A 17,982-nucleotide genomic window follows, 5' to 3' on the forward strand; every position below is an offset into this window, starting at 1 on the left:
CTTGCGGCCCCGCTCTCCCGCGCCCCGCGTCCCCCCGAGGTGTGACGGACCGGTAAGGGGCGAACCCCGTCCCCAGTGGTGACATTGGGGAATTCACTGCGTACGCTCCTGAATATGGATATGCACACTGTGGTGGTGGGGACGTCCGGGGTGACCGCGTCCGACGTGCTCGCCGTGGCGCGCGGTGGTGCCCGCGTCGCACTCTCGGAGGAGGCCGTGTCCGCCCTCGCGGCGGCCCGCGAGATCGTGGACGCGCTGGCGGCCAAGCCGGACCCCGTGTACGGCGTCAGCACCGGCTTCGGCGCCCTGGCGACCCGGCACATCAGCCCCGGGCTGCGCGCCCAGCTCCAGCGCAACATCGTCCGCTCGCACGCCGCCGGCATGGGCCCCCGGGTCGAGCGCGAGGTCGTGCGCGCCCTGATGTTCCTGCGGCTGAAGACCGTCTGCTCGGGGCACACCGGCGTGCGCCCCGAGGTCGCGCAGACCATGGCCGACCTGCTCAACGCCCGGATCACCCCGGTCGTGCACGAGTACGGCTCCCTCGGCTGCTCGGGCGACCTCGCCCCGCTGTCCCACTGCGCGCTCGCGCTCATGGGCGAAGGCGACGCCGAGGGCCCCGACGGCACCGTGCGCCCGGCCGCCGAACTGCTCGCCGCGCACGGCATCCAGCCGGTCGAACTGCGCGAGAAGGAGGGCCTCGCCCTCCTCAACGGCACCGACGGCATGCTCGGCATGCTGGTCATGGCCCTCGCCGACCTGGAGACGCTCTACCGCTCCGCCGACGTCACGGCCGCCCTGTCCCTGGAGGCCCTGCTCGGCACCGACAAGGTCCTCGCTCCCGAGCTGCACGCCATCCGGCCGCACCCGGGCCAGGCCGCCAGCGCCGCCAACATGCTGGCCGTGCTGAAGGGCTCGGGTCTGACCGGCCATCACCAGGACGACGCCCCGCGGGTCCAGGACGCCTACTCGGTGCGCTGCGCCCCGCAGGTCGCCGGGGCCGGGCGCGACACCATGGCCCACGCCCGGCTGGTCGCCGACCGCGAACTGGCCTCGGCGGTGGACAATCCGGTGGTCCTGCCCGACGGGCGGGTGGAGTCCAACGGCAACTTCCACGGGGCGCCCGTCGCCTACGTGCTGGACTTCCTCGCCATCGCCGCCGCCGACCTCGGCTCCATCGCCGAGCGGCGCACCGACCGGCTGCTCGACAAGAACCGCAGCCACGGACTGCCGCCCTTCCTCGCCGACGACGCCGGTGTGGACTCGGGTCTGATGATCGCTCAGTACACACAGGCCGCGCTGGTGAGTGAGCTGAAGCGGCTCGCCGTACCGGCGTCGGCCGACTCGATCCCGTCCTCCGCCATGCAGGAGGACCACGTCTCGATGGGCTGGTCGGCGGCGCGCAAGCTGCGCACGGCCGTGGACAACCTCACCCGGGTCCTCGCCGTCGAACTGTACGCCGCCACCCGCGCGATCCAGCTGCGCGAGGGGCTGACCCCGGCGCCCGCGACGCAGGCGGTCATCGACGCCGTGCGGGAGGCGGGCGTCCAGGGCCCCGGCCCGGACCGGTACCTCGCGCCCGATCTGGCCGCGGCGGACGCGTTCGTGCGCGACGGGCGGCTGCTCGCGGCGGTGGAGTCGGTCACCGGGCCGCTCCAGTAACCAGCCGTCGGGAAGCGGAGGGGCCCCGCCGTCCGGCGGGGCCCCTCGGCCGTGCCCGTCGCCGGCGGCTCAAGTGCGGTCAGAGACCGAGGCGTTCCCGGCGGACCGAGTACACGACGAACCCGGCGCCCAGTGTGAGGCAGAAGGTCCCGCCGATCACGTACGGCGTGCTGTCGAAGCTTCCGGTGTCCGCGAGGCGGGTCCCCGGGACGGAGGCGTCCGCGGTCGTGGCCGCGATCCGCGCCTGCTCCGTGACCTGCGGCGACGGGTTGGTCGAGACCGCGTCTCTCACCGGGGAGTCCGACGTCGCGTTGGCGGACGGGACGAACCACAGGGCGCCCAGCAGGGTCGCCGCTGCGGTGGCGGTCAGCAACGGACGGCGAGCGGATGACACGGAATATCGATCCCCTTGTGACGTCGGCGAATTGGCCGTGTGGGGCGATGTTAGTGAAAGGCGCGGGTCACGGGAAAGTCACGGGCGGTCTTGGCCGTACGCTCCCGCCATGAGCACTCCAGAGACATCACGTTTTGTCCGGCTTCGGGTGGAGCTCGTCGTCGAGATCGAGGACCCCGACGCGGTCACCAAGTCGGCGCTGGGCCGGATCTCCACCGACGCCGCGATGCCGGAAGCGGAACGCGCCCACGCCGAGAGCGCTGTGACGGAAGACACCGCCGAGGCCCTCGCCTATCTCGTCGACCCGTTCGACCTGGTCAGTGAGGTGCCCGGGGTCGAGCTGCAGCAGGCCTCCTGGAGCAGCGAACGGATCGACTACGACCCCGATTCGCCGGACTGGGACCTCGACGAGGATGATGGCGACGACGACAGCGACGGTTGACCGCGCGGGAACCTCGTGACCCCGGGCGGCAACCGCCGCCCGGGGTCCTCGCGTCCGAAGCGGCGCACGGCCACACCCGTATCGCCCGGCACCGTCCGTCACGGACGTGGTGATCCCCACACCTGCGCCACCTGGGGAACCGGACGAACCGGTCGTAGCGTTGAAAGTTCTCGACGGGGACTCGCGAGTCCCGACGGGGGCACTTGGTTGGTGACGGGGGACTCGGGGTTTTGGGGAAATCGGCAACGATGGAGAAGCGTGTGATGACGGTCAGTAAGCGGCGCAAGGGCCTGACGGTCGCGTCCGCACTGCTCGGCGGAGTGCTGGTGCTCTCGGCCTGTTCCGGCGGCGACGACAGCGCCTCGGGCAGCGACGGCGGCGACAGCTCCCAGTCGAAGGTCGACGAGGCCGCGGCCAAGAAGACCTCCGAGGCCCAGATCAAGATCACGCCCAAGGACGGCTCGAACAACGCCTCGATCAACAACTCCGCCACCGTCACCGTGAGCAAGGGCACGCTCACGAACGTGAAGATGACGACGGCCGACGGCACCGAGGTGAGCGGCCAGATATCCGCCGACAAGAAGAGCTGGAAGCCCAGCACGCAGCTCGAGCGGTCCACCACCTACAAGCTGGCGGCGGAGGCCGAGGACTCCGACGGGCGCGTCGCCCACGAGAACGCCTCCTTCACCACGGTCTCCCCGGCCAACAGCTTCATCGGCAACTTCACCCCGGACGACGGCACCACCGTCGGCGTCGGCATGCCGGTCTCGATCAACTTCGACAAGGCGATCACCAACAAGGCCGCGGTCCAGAAGGGCGTCACGGTCAGCACGACCAGCGGCCAGGAGGTCGCCTGCCACTGGTTCAACGCCAACCGCATGGACTGCCGGCCCGAGGACTACTGGAAGGAAGGCTCCACCGTCACGCTGAAGCTCGCGCTCGACGGTGTCGAGGGCGCCGAGGGCGTCTACGGCGTCCAGCAGAAGACGGTCACCTTCAAGATCGGCCGCAACCAGATCTCCTACGTCGACGCCAAGACCAAGCAGATGAAGGTCACGCAGGACGGCAAGGTCGTCCGGACGATCCCGATCTCGGCCGGCGCTCCCGAGAACAAGACCTACGAGGGCCGCATGGTGATCTCCGAGAAGTTCAAGGAGACCCGGATGAACGGCGCGACCGTGGGCTTCACGGACGACGACGGCAAGGGCGAGTACGACATCAAGGACGTGCCGCACGCCATGCGCCTGTCCACCTCCGGCACCTTCATCCACGGCAACTACTGGGGTGCCAAGTCCATCTTCGGCAATGTGAACACCAGCCACGGCTGCGTCGGCCTCCAGGACGCCAAGGGTGCGAACGATCCGAACACGCCGGGCGCGTGGTTCTTCAACAACTCGATGATCGGTGACGTGGTCGTCGTCCAGAACACCGGCGACAAGACCATCGCACCGGACAACGGCCTCAACGGCTGGAACATGAACTGGGCCGACTGGAAGGCCGGTTCGGCAGTCTGACGGCCGGCAGCGCACGCGCGGAAGCCGCCGTCCGCCCCTCTTCCGGGGGCGGGCGGCGGCTTCGGCTTTCCCGGCCGCTTCTCATCCCCCCATCTCCGTCAAGGAGAACACGCGTGCGTAACGCCCCGACTCTGTAACGGGTTTCCGGCGGCTGTGTAACAGTCGGCCGACGGATTTCCTCCTCGCTTCTCATCTATTGAGTGCCTGATCACCCCTCGGCATACTGCCTGTTCCCGGGGGGTGTACGCGCATGCGTACGAGACCACCCCCGGCCGGGTGAACGGGGAATTCGCCCGGTACTTCTGCAAGGGGGAAACTTGCGCAGACAAGTGAAAAGGGCGTGCGCGGCCACGGTCGCCACAGCGGCAGCCGTGGCCCTCGCGGCGGGCATGACCAGCCCGGCGTCGGCCGACGGCGAGCGGACGGCCGCCGCCTCCAAGCGGGCCTCGCTCACCGCCAAGCACCACATCACGCTGATCACCGGTGACCGGGTCTCCCTGGACGCCAAGGGCCGCGTGGTCGGCCTGGAGCGGGCCAAGGGCCGTGAAAACATACCCGTCCAGGTCCGCAAGATCGACGGACACACCCTCGTGATCCCGGCCGACGCGGCCCGTCTCGTCGCCTCGGGCAAGCTCGACCAGCGTCTCTTCGACGTCACCGAGCTCAACAAGGCCACGACCCGCAAGGCCCAGAAGAAGGGCCTGAAGGTCATCGTCGGCTACCAGGGCAGCGCCGCGGCCACGAGGGCCGAGGTCCGTGACGCGGGCACCCTGCGCCACACGCTGAAGACCCTGAACGCCGACGCGGTCCAGACGCCGCAGGGGGAGACCCCCGAGCTCTGGGACGCCGTCACCAACGGCGACAAGACCGCCTCCGGCATCGCGCACGTCTGGCTCGACGGTGTCCGCAAGGCCACCCTCGACAAGTCCGTCCCGCAGATCGGCGCCCCCAAGGCCTGGGCCGCCGGCTACGACGGCAAGGGCGTCAAGATCGCCGTCCTGGACACCGGTGTCGACGGCACGCACGCCGACCTCAAGGGCCAGGTCGTCGCCGACAAGAACTTCTCCGCCGCGCCCGACACCACCGACAAGGTCGGCCACGGCACGCATGTCGCCTCCATCGCGGCCGGCACCGGCAAGAGGTCCGGCGGCAAGTACAAGGGCGTCGCGCCCGGCGCGAAGATCCTCAACGGCAAGGTGCTCGACGACAACGGATACGGCAACGACTCCGAGATCGTCGCCGGCATGGAGTGGGCCGCCGCGCAGGGCGCCGACGTCATCAACATGAGCCTCGGCGGCATGGACACGCCCGCGATCGACCCGATGGAAGCGGCGGTGAACAAGCTCTCCGAGGAGAAGGGCGTCCTGTTCGCCATCGCCGCCGGCAACGAGGGCGACTTCGGCGAGCAGACCGTCGGCTCCCCGGGCAGCGCCGCCGCGGCCCTGACCGTCGGCGCGGTCGACCACAAGGACGTCCTGGCGGACTTCTCCAGCCGCGGCCCCGGCACGGACGGCGCCCTCAAGCCCGACGTGACCGCGCCGGGCGTGGACATCACCGCGGCCTCCGCCCCGGGCAACCTGATAGCCCAGGACGTCGGTGAGAAGCCGGCCGGCTACATGACCATCTCCGGTACGTCGATGGCGACCCCGCACGTCGCGGGCGCGGCGGCGATCCTGAAGCAGCAGCACCCCGACTGGAAGTACCCCGAGCTCAAGGGCGCCCTCACCGGCTCCACCAAGGGCGGGAAGTACACGCCGTTCCAGCAGGGTTCGGGCCGCATCCAGGTCGACAAGGCCGTCAAGCAGACCGTCATCGCCGAGCCCGTGTCGGTGAGCTTCGGTATCCAGCAGTGGCCGCACACCGACGACAAGCCGGTCACCAAGCAGCTGACGTACCGCAACCTCGGTACGAAGGACGTCACGCTGAAGCTGACGTCGACCGCCACCAACCCCAAGGGCCAGGCCGCCCCGGCCGGCTTCTTCAAGCTCGGCGCCACCTCGGTGACGGTCCCGGCCGGTGGCAAGGCCTCCGTCCCGTTCACCGTCAACACCAAGCTGGGCGGCACGCTCGACGGCGCGTACTCCTCGTACGTGACGGCGACCGGCGGCGGCCAGACGGTCCGCACGGCGGCCGCGGTGCAGCGCGAGGTCGAGTCGTACGACGTCACGCTCAAGGTCCTGAACCGCGACGGCCAGCCGGCGAAGAACTACAGCGCCGACCTGACCGGCATCGCGGGCCTCGGCAAGGGCAAGGGGGCCATGCCGTACGACGCGGACGGCACGGTCACCGCGCGGCTCCCCAAGGGCACCTACGCCCTCAACGGCAACGTCTACGTGGGCGACGACCCGGAGAAGTTCGCGGGTGTCGACTGGCTCGCGCAGCCCAAGCTGAATGTCACCAAGGACACGACGGTCACGCTGGACGCCCGCAAGGCCAAGCAGGTGGACATCACCGTCCCGGCCAAGGGCACCAAGTCGGAGTTCGCCTCGGCCGACTACACGGTGACGACCGGTGACTCCAGCTACGGCTTCGGCTGGTGGCTGGACTCCTTCGCCGACATCCGCAGCGCCCACGTCGGTCCGCAGATCACCGACGGTTCGGTCACCCAGCAGTGGGACGGCCACTGGAGCAAGGGCGCCAGCGAGGAGTACAACACCATCGCCGGCGGCCCGGTCAAGCAGCTCGCCACCGGTTTCACCAAGCACTACAAGGCCGGCGAGCTGGCCACCGTGAAGGTCGGCCTCGGCGCCTCGACGGGCGGCAAGAAGGGCGCCCTCAACGCGGTGGGCTGGATGCCGTGGAGCTCCAGCGCCTCCTCGATCGGCATCGCGCAGACCCTGCCCGGCACGCGTACGGTCCACCTGTCCGCCCAGGGCGGTGTGCGGTGGCAGATGGAGTTCGCCCAGTACGGCGGGGTGGACGCGGACGGCTTCCCGATCGACGAGGCCGCCTACTCGATGGGCCAGGAGAAGTACGCGGCCGGCAAGAGCTACTCCAAGACCGTCAACACGGCCGTCTTCGGACCGCGGCTCGACGCCGACTTCGGCATCTTCCGCGACGGCAACGAGATCTTCGGTTCCCTGCCGCTGTTCGCCGACGGCAAGCGCAACGTGGGCTACTCGCAGTTCACGTCGGCGGCCACGACCCTGTACCGCAACGGCAAGAAGGTCGGCAGCAACGACGACCCGCTGTTCGGCGAGAAGACGTTCAAGGTCCCGTCCGGTGACGCCGAGTACAAGCTGACCACGTCGGTCAAGCGCAGCGTCAAGGTCGCTGCGGCCTCCACCCGCATCGACGCCAGCTGGACGTTCCGCTCGAAGAAGGTCACCGACCTCAAGCAGCTGCCCGCCTCCACGGCCCGCTTCAACGCGGCCACCGGGCTGGACAGCAAGGTCCCGGCCGGCAAGCAGGTGACCGTCCCGGTCACCGTCGAGGGCGCCGCCAAGGGCAGCAACCTCAAGTCGCTGTCGGTGTACGTCTCGTACGACTACGGCAAGACCTGGAAGAAGCTCGACGTCAAGAAGGGCAAGGTGTCCTTCAAGAACCCGGCGAAGGGGAAGGCCGTCTCCTTCCACGCCAAGATCGCCGACAAGAAGGGCAACAAGTCGACGATCTCGATCTACAACGCGTACTACGGAAAGTAGGCCGTAGGGCCCGTCCGTGACGGCCCGCCGGGAGCCTCGGCTCCCGGCGGGCCGTTCGCGCGTCTACGGGGCCGGGCTCTCGGCCCCCGCCCGCGTCGCGTCCGCCCCCCAGCTCGCCAGCAGGCGCAGGGCGTCCGCCGAGGCGGTGCCCGGCTCCGCGTGGTACGTGATCAGGGACTGCTCGGCGTCGTCCACCAGGCGGAACGTCTCGAAGGACAGCGTCAGCTCGCCGACCAGGGGGTGGCGCACGCGCTTGACGCCGTAGCTCTTCTCCTTGACGTCGTGGGCGGCCCAGAGGCGGCGGAACTCCTCGCTCTTCACCGACAGCTCGCCCACCAGGGCCGACAGCTGCGGGTCGTCCGGGTGGCGGCCCGCGTCCATGCGCAGGTAGCCGACGATGTCGGCCGCCTTCTGCTCCCACTCGGCGAACAGCTCGCGGTACTCGGGACGCAAAAAGATCATCCGCGCCCAGTTGCGCTCCTGGGCCGGCAGCTCCGCCCAGTCGCCGAAGAGGGCCGCGGCCATCCGGTTCCAGGCCAGCACGTGCGAGCGGCGCCCGACGACGTACGCCGGGACGCTGTCGATCGAGTCCAGCAGGTGCCGCAGCGCCGGCCGCACCTGCTGGCTGCGCGCCACCGGCTTCTTCTTGTGCTGCTTCGGCTTCGCCAGGTGCGTCAGGTGCGCGTGCTCGGCGTCGCTCAGCCGCAGGGCGCGCGCGATCGCGTCCAGCACCTCCGCCGAGACGTTGTGGCCGTTGCCCTGCTCCAGCCGCGTGTAGTACGCCACGGACACCCCGGCCAGCTGCGCCAGCTCCTCCCGGCGCAGCCCCGGCACCCGCCGCCGCCCGAAGTCGGGCAGCCCCACGTCCTCCGGCTTCAGCCGGGCCCGCCGGGTGCGCAGGAACTCGCTGAGCTCGGCGCGCCGGTCCAGGCCGCCTCCGGCCGTCTGTGCGGGTTCGGGCTGTTCGTCCACCATGCCCTCCAGTATCGCCGGTCGTACGCACAGCAGCCTGACCCCGCCAGTGGTACGCACGCCGTGCGTACGCAAAACCGTGGTCTGGGTGGCGTTCCGGCATTCCGGCACGGTGGGGAGCGTGCCCGGCCGGACGATCCAGAAGGCAGCCGGGCGCACAACCCCGCTAGGAGAACCCGGCATGACCACTGTTGCTGCGTACGCCGCTCCCGCCCCCAAGGCACCGCTGGAGCGCACCACCATCGAACGCCGCCAGGTCGGCGAGTACGACGTCCTGATCGACATCAAGTTCGCCGGCATCTGCCACTCCGACATCCACCAGGCCCAGGAGGGCTGGGGCGAGGCGATCTTCCCGATGGTCCCCGGCCACGAGATCGCCGGTGTCGTCTCCGAGGTCGGCGCGGGCGTGACCAGGTTCGCCGTCGGCGACCGCGTGGGCGTCGGCTGCATGGTCGACTCCTGCCGCGAGTGCGAGAACTGCAGGGCGGGCCGCGAGCAGTACTGCGTCCAGGGCAACATCCCGACGTACAACGGCATCGGCAAGGACGGCGAGCCCACCTACGGCGGTTACTCGGAGAAGATCGTCGTCGACGAGAACTTCGTCGTCCGCATCCCCGACGGACTGTCCCTGGACGTCGCCGCGCCGCTGCTGTGCGCCGGCATCACCCTCTACTCACCGCTCAAGCGGTTCGGCGCCGGCCCCGGCAAGAAGGTCGCGATCGTCGGTCTGGGCGGCCTCGGCCACATGGGCGTGAAGATCGCGCACGCGCTCGGCGCCGAGGTGACCGTGCTGTCGCAGTCGCTGCGCAAGCGCGAGGACGGCCTGAAGCTGGGCGCGGACCACTACTACGCCACCAGCGACCCGAAGACCTTCGAGGAACTGGCCGGCACCTTCGACCTGATCGTCTCCACGGTCTCGGCCCCGCTGGACTTCGGCGCCTACCTGTCGCTGCTGAAGACCGAGGGCACGCTCGCCAACGTCGGCGCCCCCGAGGAGCCGATCTCCCTCAACCTGTTCTCGGTGATCGGCGGCGGCAAGTCCCTCGCCGGTTCGATGATCGGCGGCATCGCGGAGACCCAGGAGATGCTGGACTTCTGCGCCGAGCACGGCCTGGGCGCCGAGATCGAGCTGATCCGCGCCGACCAGGTGAACGAGGCGTACGAGCGGGTCGTCGCCAGTGACGTGCGCTACCGGTTCGTGATCGACACCGCCACGATCTGAGACCCGGCGCTTCCGCAACCCGGAGGGCCCCGGCGCACCCGCGCCGGGGCCCTCCGGGCGTGCTCGTGATGCGCGAGGGCGTACACGCGGGGTACACAGGGGTACACAAGGGAGTGCACCGGAGGAGGTTCACCGATACGCCAGGGGAGGCCCGCCATGACCGTGCAGCTGAACCACACGATCGTCGCCGCCCACGACAAGCGCGCCTCGGCCCGCTTCCTCGCGGACATCCTCGGGCTGGAGGTGAGCGCCCCCTACGGCCCGTTCCTGCCGGTCGAGGTCTCCAACGGCGTCACGCTCGACTACATGGACAGCCCCGGCGCGATCACCCCGCAGCACTACGCCTTCCTGGTCTCGGAGCAGGAGTTCGACGAGATCTTCGCCCGGATCCGGGCGGCCGGCCTGACGTACTGGGCGGACCCCTTCCACAGCCGGCCCGGCGAGATCAACCACAACGACGGCGGCCGCGGGGTGTACTTCGACGACCCCGACGGCCACCGCCTGGAGATCATCACGAGGCCGTACGGCAGCGGCGGCCGGGGCTGAACGCGCCGCACCCGTCCGGCCCGGCACCCGTCCGGCCCGGCACCCGTCCGGCCCGGCGGCCGCCCGGCCGGACGGGTGCTGGCACCCGGGCCTCAGTCCGTCCGGCCCGGCCGGTCCCGGCCGTCGAAGGTCCACACGGCGCGCGGGCCGGGGCCCACGACCAGGTCCGAGTTCCCGAGCCGCTCCACGTGCCGGGTCGCCACCGGCCTGTTCAGCGACATCTCCACCTGCCGCAGACCCACCTGGTCGAGGGGCACGGCATCGAACCGGAGGGTGGTGCCGCCGCCCTTGGCGACGACGCCCCCGCCCGGCACCGACCGCACGGCGAACCCGCCCGCCTCCAGCAGCGGCACGGTGCTGGCGAGGTCCCGCGCGGTCACCGCGAGCCGGACGCCGGTCACGTCCCGCATCAGATGGTCGCGGTAGCCGTCGGACAGGTAGCGCTCGCGCCCCACGTCATCGGGATACGCGGCGGGCTCGGTGGCGCCGCGCGGATCGGCGAAGTACTCCGGCCGGTACTCCATGCCCCACGCGCCGAACGCGTCGTACTGGTCGGTGGTGAAGACCGCGTCGAACCACGGCACGGGGACGCCGTCGCCGAAGTCGCGCGTCTGCAGGAACTCCACCGGGTCGGCGACGCCCTGCTCGCGCAGCCGGGCGATGACCGTCGCCAGGTCGCCCGCCCGCTCCGCCGAGACGCCCATGCCGCCGGCGCCGAGGGTGCCGTCCTTGCCGGGCAGGTCGCCCACGCCGAACAGTTCGAGGTAGGTCTCGCGGCCGATGAGGTAGCGGCCCGTCCAGGTCTGCCCGCCGGAGCCGGTCGTGGTGCGGACCTGGAAGTTCGCGAAGTTTCGGAGGTACGCCGAGTGCTCGATCGCGTCGGCGGTCTCCCGGTCGAGCACGCCGTAGGCGTGGTTGTAGTACAGCAACTGCCGTCCGCCCCCGCCGCCGTCCCCGGCGTGCGCGGCGCCCTGGACCGCCCCCGCGAGGGCCAGGGTCATGACCATGATCACCTGTAACGCTCGTCTGAGAACCATGCGGGGAGCGTAGGCCGGGAGGAATTGGTTCCGCTGAGGATTACGGCGCCACGGCGGCGGAGGCCCGCCGGGCAGCCGCCCACGGGCGTGAAGGCCGTCAGGGCGCACCGCCCGCCGCGCTCACGCCCCGCCCGGACCGGCCGCCGCCGCGGCAGAGGGGCGGCGGCCGGGACAAGGGGGCACCCCAGCACGCAGCCAGCGGGCCGCCTCCACCCGACGCGACGTGCCCACCGGGCGGAGGCCGCTCCCCGCCCGCCCGGCGGAGCCCGCTGCGCGGCTAGGGCGCGGCGGGTCCCGCGAGGTCCGGATCGTCCTCACCCGGTCCCGGTGAGGGCTCCGTGAGCTGCTCGCGCACGTAGTTCCACACCACCGCGATCAGCGCCGCGACGGGCACGGCGAGCAGGCTGCCGACGATGCCGGCGACGTTGCCGCCCAGCGTCACCGCCAGCAGCACGACGGCCGCGTGCAGGCCGAGGCCACGGCTCTGGATCATGGGCTGGAAGACGTTGCCCTCCAGTTGCTGCACCACGACGATGATGACCAGCACGATCAACGCGTCCGTGAGGCCGTTGTAGACCAGTGCGATGAGGACCGCGACGAAACCGGCGAACAGGGCGCCGATGATCGGCACGAACGCGGAGACGAAGGTCAGCACCGCCAGGGGCAGCACCAGCGGGACGCCCAGGATCCACAGGCCCAGGCCGATCAGGACGGCGTCGAGCAGGCCGACGGCCGCCTGGGACCGTACGAAGGAGCCCAGTGTGTCCCAGCCGCGGGCGAACACGACGGGGACGTCGGTGGCGAGCCGGCCGGGCAGCTGACGGGCGAGCCAGGGCAGGAACCGCGGGCCGTCCTTCAGGAAGAAGAACATCAGGAACAGCGCGAGCACGGCGGTGACGACCCCGTTGACCACGGTGCTCACCCCCGTGACGACGGCGCCGACCATGCTGCCGAGGCCCTCCTGGGCCCGGGCCACCGCGGAGTCGAAGGCCCGGTCGATCTGGGCGTCCCCGATGTTCAGCGGCGGCCCGGCGGCCCACTCGCGCAGTCGCTGGATGCCCTCGACGACACCGTCGGACAACTCCGCGGACTGGGACGCCACCGGCACCGCGATCAACGCCACCACACCCGCCGCGACCAGCAGGAACACCACGGTCACCACCGAGGCGGCGAGCGCGGGCGGCCAGCCGCGCCGCCGCAGGACCCGCACCGCGGGCCAGGTGAGGGTGGTCAGCAGCAGCCCGATCACCAGCGGCCACACCACGGACCACATGCGGCCCAGCAACCACAGAGCCACGGCCAGCCCGGCCAGGACCAGCAACAACTCACCGGACACCCGCGCGGATATCCGCAACGCGGTACGGGATCTGGAGGAACTCAGGGGCGCAGTCACGAGGGCACCCTATGGGGTGCCCACGGCCCTGGGGGCCCACCGGCCCGCCGCGTCACACACCTCGCACGAGCCGACGAGGCGCGACGCCGCCGACGGGCCTTCCCACCGGCCCCGAGGTCACCCCTCGGCCCGGACCACCCCGACCGGGCAGGAGACGCCCGTCCCGCCGATCCCGCAGTAGCCGGCCGGGTTCTTGTCGAGGTACTGCTGGTGGTAGGCCTCGGCCGGGTAGAAGGGGCGCTCCTGGGCGGGGAGGATCTCCGTGGTGACGGACCCGTGGCCGGACGAGGTCAGGACCTGCTGGTAGGCGGCGCGGGACGCCTTGGCGGCGGCCTCCTGCGCGGGGGTGTGGGTGTAGATCGCGGAGCGGTACTGCGTGCCCACGTCGTTGCCCTGGCGGAAGCCCTGCGTGGGGTCGTGGGACTCCCAGAACGTCTTCAGCAGGCGCTCGTACGAGATCACCGCCGGGTCGTACACCACCCGCACGACCTCGGTGTGGCCGGTCAGGCCCGAGCAGACCTCCTCGTACGTGGGGTGCTCGGTGTGACCGCCCTGGTAGCCGACCAGGGTCGTCCAAACACCGGCCGGGAGCTGCCAGAACACCCGCTCGGCGCCCCAGAAGCAGCCCATGCCGAAGTCGGCGGTCCCCAGGCCCTCGGGGTAGGGGCCGAGCAGCGGCTTGCCGAGGACGGTGTGACGGTCGGGGACCGTGAACAGCGGCTCGGAGCGGCCGGTCAGGGCCTGCTCGCGGGTCGGCAGCCGGGGCGTGCGGCTGTGCGGGAACATGCGGTCTCCAGCGGGCTCCGGTCGTCTCCCCGGTGTCTCCGGGGAGGGCGTGCCGCCCGCGATCGGGCAGCGTCCCTTCCAACCTGCCCCGATCCCACGGAATTCCGGGGCGGAGCCCGTCCGGAGCGCCTCAGTGCGGCAGGTTCGCCGGGCTGCCGCCGTTCGCCTCGAAGCCCGCCACCGCCAGCGCCCGGTACACCGCGAACTCCGCGGCCGGGTCGGCGGACAGCGTCCAGGGCAGGGCGCCCACGTGCCCGTCGATGTGGACGAGCTGGCTCATCGCCTCGGACCAGCGCTCGCCGCGGACCAGGAAGAACACCAGCATGTGCCGCACGTGCGCCAGCATCGGGTCGTCCGGGCGGGCCGAGTGCACCGCGTGCAGCGCGCCGTGCACCGCCTTCGTGACGACCTCGGTCTGCCAGAAGCCGCTGACCAGCGTCACCTCGGGCAGGTGCTCGAACACCGCGAACAGGGGCATCGCCGCCAGCAGGGAACCCCGCGGCGCCCGGGCCGCGGCCGCCTCCGCGAACGCGTACGCCAGCTCCCGCGAGCCGTGCCACTTCTCGCACCAGTAGTGCAGCGCGGCCAGGTGCGCCCCCATGTGGTTCGGCGCGCGGTCCAGGATCCTCAGCCACAGCTGCTCGAAGTCCTTCTGGGAGTAGCCCAGGCCGCGGGCCACCGACAGCTCCACGATGTACGGGATCGGATCCCCGGGGGCCAGCAGCGCCGCGTCGCCGCAGGCCGCCTTCGCCTCCTCCATGATGATCCGGAACTCGTCCGTGCCGGGCGACGCCGTCCGCCACGCCTGCTGTACCAGGAACTCCGCGTGCACCGCCGCGCCGCCCGCGTCCTTCGGCGCCTCCGCCCGCCACACCCGCAGCCACTGGCCGCCCGGCGACTCGCCCACCCCGCCGGGCCGCTGCGCGAGCTCCAGCGAGGCCGCGCCCGCGAAGGCCTGCACACGCTGCCAGCGGCGCTCGCCCTCCGTCTCCGTGCCCGCGAGGAGCTGCTGGGCCGCGCGGTAGTCCTGCGTGCGCTGCACCACGTCCAGGACGTCCATCAGGTCCTGGTCGGGGCCGGGCATGCGGATGTCGAGCTCCTCCTCGCGGACGAAGCCGTAGTTCGCCGGGTCCGCGGCGTCCGGGTGGTCGGGCGAGACCAGCCCGACCGCCGCACCGCGCCCGCGCCGCAGGAAGGGGAGCAGCACGAAGCCCAGCATGACCAGTGCGATCAGGACCCAGAGAATCTCCATGCCACAAGCGAACCAGACCGCGCCGGCAAATGGCCAACCTGGTCCGCGAACCTGTGGAAAACCCGGCCCAGCTCCGCCCTCCGCCCTGGGGAGAACCCGGGCCGGGGTCCGGGCGGCCCTCGTGCTCCGGCACGTTCCGCGTCGGCGCACTACCCTCGGTGCCCATGAGCGACAGGCACATCAGTCAGCACTTCGAGACGCTCGCGATCCACGCGGGCAACACCGCCGACCCCCTGACGGGCGCGGTCGTCCCGCCGATCTACCAGGTGTCCACCTACAAGCAGGACGGCGTCGGCGGCCTGCGCGGCGGCTACGAGTACAGCCGCAGCGCCAATCCGACCAGGACCGCGCTGGAGGAGAACCTCGCCGCCCTGGAGGGCGGCCGCCGCGGCCTCGCGTTCGCGTCCGGGCTGGCGGCCGAGGACTGCCTGCTGCGCACGCTGCTCAGCCCAGGCGACCACGTGGTCATCCCCAACGACGCCTACGGCGGCACGTTCCGCCTGTTCGCCAAGGTCGTCGCCCGCTGGGGGGTGGAGTGGTCGGTGGCCGACACCGGCGACCCGGCCGCCGTGCGGGCCGCCCTCACCCCGAAGACCAAGGTCGTGTGGGTGGAGACCCCCTCCAACCCGCTCCTCGGCATCACCGACATCGCCGCCGTCGCCCAGGTCGCCCGGGACGCGGGCGCCAGGCTCGTCGTCGACAACACTTTCGCCACGCCGTACCTTCAGCAGCCGCTGTCCCTCGGCGCGGACGTCGTGGTGCACTCCCTGACCAAGTACATGGGCGGCCACTCGGACGTCGTCGGCGGTGCCCTCGTCGTCAGCGACCCCGAGCTCGGCGAGGAGCTGGCCTTCCACCAGAACGCGATGGGCGCCGTCGCCGGCCCCTTCGACTCCTGGCTGGTGCTGCGCGGCACCAAGACCCTCGCGGTGCGGATGGACCGCCACAGCGAGAACGCCGCCAAGGTCGCCGACATGCTCACCCGCCACGCACGCGTCACGAGCGTCCTCTACCCGGGGCTGCCGGAGCACCCCGGCCACGAGGTCGCCGCCAAGCAGATGAAGTCCTTCGGCGGCATGATCTCCTTCCGGGTCGAGGGCGGCGAGCGGGCGGCCGTCGAGGTCTGCAACCGCGCCAAGGTCTTCACGCTGGGCGAGTCCCTGGGCGGCGTCGAGTCGCTGATCGAGCACCCGGGCCGGATGACGCACGCGTCCACGGCCGGTTCGCTCCTGGAGGTCCCCGGCGACCTGGTGCGGCTGTCCGTCGGCATCGAGAACGCCGACGACCTGCTGGAGGACCTGCAGCAGGCGCTCGGCTAGTCCGGGCGCCGGCCGGGGTCACCAGCCGGTCAGGGGTGGAGTCGTGTCCGACGGCGGCTCCACCCACGGGCGGGCCGTCAGCGCCCAGACGGTGAACGCCACGGCCGCCGCGAACAGCAGCAGCCACAGCGCGCGGCGGGCGAGCGTGCGCCGCCGCAGCACGCGGGTGCCCCGGCGCACCGCCTCCGGGTGGATCTCCGGCGGCAGGGGCCGCTGCGCCTGCTCCAGGAGCCGCCGCACCGCCGCCTCGCGGTCGTTGCCGCTCATGTCCGCCTCCGGCTGTCGTGAGGGACGCCGCACCGGGCAGGCCGTCTCACGACGGCACGGCCTTCGCGGCCGTCACGGCGGGGGACGGGCCTCGCGGACGGCGCAGCAGCGTGGTCGTCGCCCGGTGGCAGATGGCCCGGACCCGCTCGGGGGACAGGCCCAGCAGGGCCGCGGCCTGCTCCTCGGCGACCCCCTCGTGGAGCCTCAGCACGACGATCAGCCGTTCCTGCGCGGTGAGCGCGGCCAGCGGACTCGCGGGGTGCGGTCGGGCGCGGCCGAACCCGCCGCGGAGGTGCCAGGCGCCGCGCGCGAAGCGGGTGGCGAGTTCCTGGCGGGTGAGGTCGTAGGGGTCCTCGCCGCGCAGCCCGTCCCAGCGCGCGTACGTGCGGGCCAGCGCGAGCGTCAGCAGGCGCCGCGCGCGCGGGTTGTCGTCCGGGGCCTCGGCGGTGAGCAGGGTGGCGGCGTGCAGCAGCCGCCCGGCCGCGCCCGCCACGAACGCCTCGAACTCCCGGGCGCGACGGGTTGCCCGGTACGCGTGCCGCTCTCGCACCTCGCCTCCCGCCCCGACGGCGACCCCGATGAGGATGCGGCCCCGGCCGCGCGCGGCGGGGACCCGGTCTCATATCAGGCCAGAGGCGCCCCCGCGGTCAAGAGCCGCGCACGGCCCGGCTCCGTCCCGCGGTACCGGGTCTCTTTCGCGTCCAGGCGGTCACCGGCCGCGCGTGCGGGCCGGGGACACCACCACGAGCGCATGCCGGGACGATCGCCGCATACGTGTGCACTCGACGGCTCTCGGCCCGCCGCGCGCGTGCTCCGGGAGAACACCCGCGGCCCGGCACACGCGTGTGCCGGGCCGCGGACTTCGTGCAAGGGGCCGGTGAGGGCGAGGATCAGGATGAGGTGCTGTCGGGTGGCGGTGTCGGCGTCCGTCCCCGGCGGCGTGTGCGGCGTGCTCCACCCCGCGTCACACGCGGAAGATCCCCTCGGACCGGGCGAGCGGGGCGATCAGGAGTCGGTCTGCGCCTCCGGCCCCGGCACCCCCTGCGCCGACATCCGCGCCGACAGCGCGGTGTTGAAGCGCGTCAGCAGGGAGCAGAACGCCTCGCGCTCCTCCGGTTCCCAGTCCTGGGTGAGCTCGGCCATCAACTGGCGCCGGGACGAGCGCACTTCCTCCAGCCGGGACTGCCCGCGCGGGGACAGCTGGAGCACCACCGCCCGCCCGTCCTCCGGGTGGGAGGTGCGCTTGACCAGACCGGTGTCGACGAGCGGTGCGACCTGCCGGGTGACCGTCGACGAGTCGATCCCCATGCTCGCCGCGAGCGCCTTGACGCCCATCGGCCCTTCCTTGTCGAGCCGGTTGAGCAGCAGGTACGCGGCGCGGTCCATCGAGTTGCGCACCTGCCCCACCCCGCCGAGCCGGGTCTGTTCCGCACGTCGGGCGAACAACGCCACCTCGTGCTGCAGCGTGTCGAGGAGGCCGGTGTCACCGACGGTCGTCATGTCCATCGACATTTCAGGTGTTGTGGGCATGGCCG

General features: G+C 71.8%; 16 protein-coding genes. 7 read left to right on the forward strand and 9 right to left on the reverse strand.

Going from position 1 to position 17,982, the window contains the following annotated elements; genetic code table 11:
• Positions 1-120 precede the first annotated feature (120 nt).
• Positions 121-1,659 carry a histidine ammonia-lyase gene (hutH, locus tag AC07DA_RS14470; RefSeq protein WP_479128385.1) on the forward strand — a complete coding sequence of 513 codons (1,539 nt, stop codon included), beginning with the start codon at positions 121-123 and terminating at the stop codon, positions 1,657-1,659.
• 79 nt (positions 1,660-1,738) lie between these two features.
• Here hutH and AC07DA_RS14475 read toward each other — a convergent pair whose 3' ends face one another.
• Entirely contained in the window at positions 1,739-2,053 is a 315-nt protein-coding gene (locus AC07DA_RS14475; protein WP_479127917.1) for a hypothetical protein, read from the reverse strand.
• Between the two features lie 109 nt (positions 2,054-2,162).
• Here AC07DA_RS14475 and AC07DA_RS14480 point away from each other — a divergent pair, with 109 nt between their 5' ends.
• From AC07DA_RS14480 to AC07DA_RS14490, 3 genes are all read left to right on the forward strand, one after another.
• Positions 2,163-2,495 (forward strand): hypothetical protein, encoded by a 333-nt coding sequence (locus AC07DA_RS14480; RefSeq protein WP_479127919.1) that lies wholly within the window; start codon positions 2,163-2,165, stop codon positions 2,493-2,495.
• Positions 2,496-2,758: 263 nt separating this feature from the next.
• The gene (locus tag AC07DA_RS14485) at positions 2,759-4,009 is read left to right on the forward strand and encodes a L,D-transpeptidase (protein WP_479127921.1); all 1,251 of its coding nucleotides are present in this window, start codon (positions 2,759-2,761) and stop codon (positions 4,007-4,009) included.
• Positions 4,010-4,398: 389 nt separating this feature from the next.
• Entirely contained in the window at positions 4,399-7,653 is a 3,255-nt protein-coding gene (locus AC07DA_RS14490) for a S8 family serine peptidase (RefSeq protein ID WP_479128387.1), read from the forward strand.
• Positions 7,654-7,716: 63 nt separating this feature from the next.
• Here the strand turns inward: AC07DA_RS14490 and AC07DA_RS14495 are convergent, their stop codons facing one another.
• Positions 7,717-8,625 carry a helix-turn-helix domain-containing protein gene (locus AC07DA_RS14495; protein ID WP_479128389.1) on the reverse strand — a complete coding sequence of 303 codons (909 nt, stop codon included), beginning with the start codon at positions 8,623-8,625 and terminating at the stop codon, positions 7,717-7,719.
• 181 nt (positions 8,626-8,806) lie between these two features.
• Between AC07DA_RS14495 and AC07DA_RS14500 the strand changes: the two genes are divergently transcribed.
• Both AC07DA_RS14500 and AC07DA_RS14505 read left to right on the forward strand, forming a co-directional pair.
• Positions 8,807-9,847, forward strand: a complete 1,041-nt coding sequence (locus tag AC07DA_RS14500) for an NAD(P)-dependent alcohol dehydrogenase (protein ID WP_479127923.1) — start codon at positions 8,807-8,809, stop codon at positions 9,845-9,847.
• A gap of 156 nt (positions 9,848-10,003) precedes the next feature.
• Positions 10,004-10,393, forward strand: coding sequence for a VOC family protein (locus tag AC07DA_RS14505; protein WP_479127925.1), 390 nt, complete (start codon positions 10,004-10,006; stop codon positions 10,391-10,393).
• Positions 10,394-10,485: 92 nt separating this feature from the next.
• Here the strand turns inward: AC07DA_RS14505 and AC07DA_RS14510 are convergent, their stop codons facing one another.
• The 4 genes from AC07DA_RS14510 to AC07DA_RS14525 all read right to left on the reverse strand — a co-directional run bounded on the left by AC07DA_RS14510 (position 10,486) and on the right by AC07DA_RS14525 (position 14,861).
• Positions 10,486-11,430: a DUF5829 family protein gene (locus AC07DA_RS14510; RefSeq protein ID WP_479127927.1), complete on the reverse strand. Its 945-nt coding sequence runs from the start codon at positions 11,428-11,430 to the stop codon at positions 10,486-10,488.
• A 277-nt stretch (positions 11,431-11,707) separates the two neighbouring features.
• Positions 11,708-12,823 (reverse strand): AI-2E family transporter, encoded by a 1,116-nt coding sequence (locus AC07DA_RS14515; protein ID WP_479127929.1) that lies wholly within the window; start codon positions 12,821-12,823, stop codon positions 11,708-11,710.
• A gap of 117 nt (positions 12,824-12,940) precedes the next feature.
• Positions 12,941-13,609: a peptide-methionine (S)-S-oxide reductase MsrA gene (gene msrA, locus AC07DA_RS14520; RefSeq protein ID WP_479127931.1), complete on the reverse strand. Its 669-nt coding sequence runs from the start codon at positions 13,607-13,609 to the stop codon at positions 12,941-12,943.
• A gap of 130 nt (positions 13,610-13,739) precedes the next feature.
• Positions 13,740-14,861: a hypothetical protein gene (locus AC07DA_RS14525; protein WP_479127933.1), complete on the reverse strand. Its 1,122-nt coding sequence runs from the start codon at positions 14,859-14,861 to the stop codon at positions 13,740-13,742.
• Between the two features lie 164 nt (positions 14,862-15,025).
• On the opposite strand from AC07DA_RS14525, the gene AC07DA_RS14530 reads away from it, so the two are divergent.
• Complete coding sequence (locus tag AC07DA_RS14530; protein WP_479127935.1) at positions 15,026-16,180, forward strand: cystathionine gamma-synthase; 1,155 nt, start codon at positions 15,026-15,028, stop codon at positions 16,178-16,180.
• 18 nt (positions 16,181-16,198) lie between these two features.
• Here the strand turns inward: AC07DA_RS14530 and AC07DA_RS14535 are convergent, their stop codons facing one another.
• The 3 genes from AC07DA_RS14535 to AC07DA_RS14545 form a co-directional block, all read right to left on the reverse strand.
• Positions 16,199-16,447 carry a hypothetical protein gene (locus tag AC07DA_RS14535; protein WP_479127937.1) on the reverse strand — a complete coding sequence of 83 codons (249 nt, stop codon included), beginning with the start codon at positions 16,445-16,447 and terminating at the stop codon, positions 16,199-16,201.
• Between the two features lie 46 nt (positions 16,448-16,493).
• On the reverse strand, positions 16,494-16,997 hold the full coding sequence (locus AC07DA_RS14540; RefSeq protein ID WP_479127939.1) for a sigma factor-like helix-turn-helix DNA-binding protein: 504 nt from the start codon (positions 16,995-16,997) through the stop codon (positions 16,494-16,496).
• Positions 16,998-17,452: 455 nt separating this feature from the next.
• On the reverse strand, positions 17,453-17,959 hold the full coding sequence (locus AC07DA_RS14545) for a MarR family winged helix-turn-helix transcriptional regulator (protein WP_479127941.1): 507 nt from the start codon (positions 17,957-17,959) through the stop codon (positions 17,453-17,455).
• Between the last annotated feature and the right edge of the window lie 23 nt (positions 17,960-17,982).

The sequence above is a fragment of the Streptomyces sp. NPDC044921 genome, from assembly GCF_056432865.1.